This window comes from Tessaracoccus lubricantis, from assembly GCF_039544535.1.
In the GTDB taxonomy this organism is placed as follows: domain Bacteria; phylum Actinomycetota; class Actinomycetes; order Propionibacteriales; family Propionibacteriaceae; genus Arachnia; species Arachnia lubricantis.
Genome location: NZ_BAABLV010000059.1, coordinates 1 through 1,634, shown reverse-complemented (window position 1 = coordinate 1,634; position 1,634 = coordinate 1). Strand labels below are relative to the sequence as shown.

Genomic DNA, 1,634 nt, shown 5'->3' with positions numbered 1-1,634 from the left:
GCTGGGGGGGGGGGGGGGCAGGTGGCGCGCAAGCGCGCCACCTCGCGGGCCGCAAGCGGCCCGCCGCAGGCCAGCGGCATAAATGCCGCTGGCAGGGCCTTTTAGGGCCGTTTGGCCTGTCTGGGGTGATGTTGGCGGCCCTTGCGGGCCGCCGGGGCGGGGGCACCGGCCCCGCGAGCGGGGCCGGTTGGCCGTCTTAATGGTGCGGCTACGCGCTGTGGTGGTGCGCGCAAGCGCGTTTTTGTTGCTTACCCGTAAATCACTGTGCCGTAGTGTTCCTCCCGCTTCCCGTTTTCGTAGGTGTCTCGCCACTGCTCGCCGCTTTCGCCGCGCCAGTAGTGGCCGACGCCGGGGGCGGCGTAGGGGGCGACGGCGTCGAGAAAATCGCCTTCGTTACCGGTCTTGGAGTCGTAGTAGCCAATGATCACGTCGCCGTTGTCGGCGGTGACGGTGTCGAACCCCACTTCGGTGAACACTTCGGTCAAGGTGGCGCAGGTTTCGTCGTAGTTCCACGCCATCCATGAGAACCACTTGTTCGGATCGCCGTTGGAGCGGCTGTCTGCGGGCTTGGTTTCGTTGGCGGGCGAGCGGCCCCCGTTCTTGAGTTCGTGGCGGGCGTTGAGGGCGCACACGGCCCGGTAAGCGGCCTCCACGTTGGCGGCGGGGACGGTGATTTCCCCGTTTGCGGTGACGTAGTAACCCATGTCAGTTCTCCTTCGTGCCGGTGAGGGCGGCGGGGTTGGTGCGGGTGAGTCGTGCCAGATCGTCAACGAGTCGGGCCGTGGCGGGCAGGGCTTCCAGTTGGGTCAGTGCCTCGTTGGCGGCGGCTCCGTGGCCGCTGGCCCATGCGGCCACGACGAGGTTGGCGAGCACCGCTTCAAGGTGGGCGTCCTCGCACCAGCGGCGGGCCTCCACGAGCCGGTCGAACGCGGCCTGAGCATCGCTGCCGACGGCGTCGAGGACGCTTGCCAGCGGTTCGCTGGCGTCCAGTGCCGCGCCCAACTGCGCGGCCCGGTCAGGGGTGAGCGGTGCCGTCTGGCTGAGCATGGTGTCCAGCAGCAGGCGGCGCTGGCCGGTTGGGAGTGCGGCCACATGATCGGTGCTGCCCGGCGCGGCGCTGGTGCGCCGGCACGTCACGTCGGCCACCGACTCAGCGCGGCTGCGGGAGGGCTGTTCCAGCGTGGGCGTGAACGGCTCCCCATCGGTGAGCGCGCCACCGGCCACCCGCCACACCGTCTCCCCGTTGGTTGCCAAGGCAACCGCCACGGCACCGTCGAAGATGCCAACGGCCAACTGGTGCAGCACCGACGCGGCGGCCTCGGGCTGGTCGCTGTAGGCCACCAGCGCTAGTCCGGGAACGTCGTTGTTGCGCATCGCGTCCAGAACCTGCGGGGCGGTCTCCACGGCCATGTTCAGATCGGTACGGCCACAAAACGCCACCCGGTTCCCGACGATGCCCAGCAGCGCCACGGACTCCACCGGCTGGAACCCCAGCAGCAGCGGCGGCAGCGACACCAAATCCAACGGTTCACTCGTCACGTGCAACATTTCCGTCATGATTTCTTCCCCTTCTCGGAAGTGTGGGAACTGGTGAGGTTCCCTGTTTGGATGACTCCAACCTACCGGCCGACACC

The 1,634-nt window shown here is 68.2% G+C and carries 2 protein-coding genes; both read right to left on the bottom strand.

Annotated features, from left to right (window positions below):
• Positions 1 to 248 precede the first annotated feature (248 nt).
• A complete protein-coding gene (locus ABEA30_RS15475; protein ID WP_345584446.1) occupies positions 249 to 704 on the bottom strand; it encodes a hypothetical protein in 456 nt (151 codons plus the stop codon).
• Position 705: 1 nt separating this feature from the next.
• A complete protein-coding gene (locus ABEA30_RS15470; protein WP_345584444.1) occupies positions 706 to 1,557 on the bottom strand; it encodes a DUF4192 family protein in 852 nt (283 codons plus the stop codon).
• Positions 1,558 to 1,634: the final 77 nt, after the last annotated feature.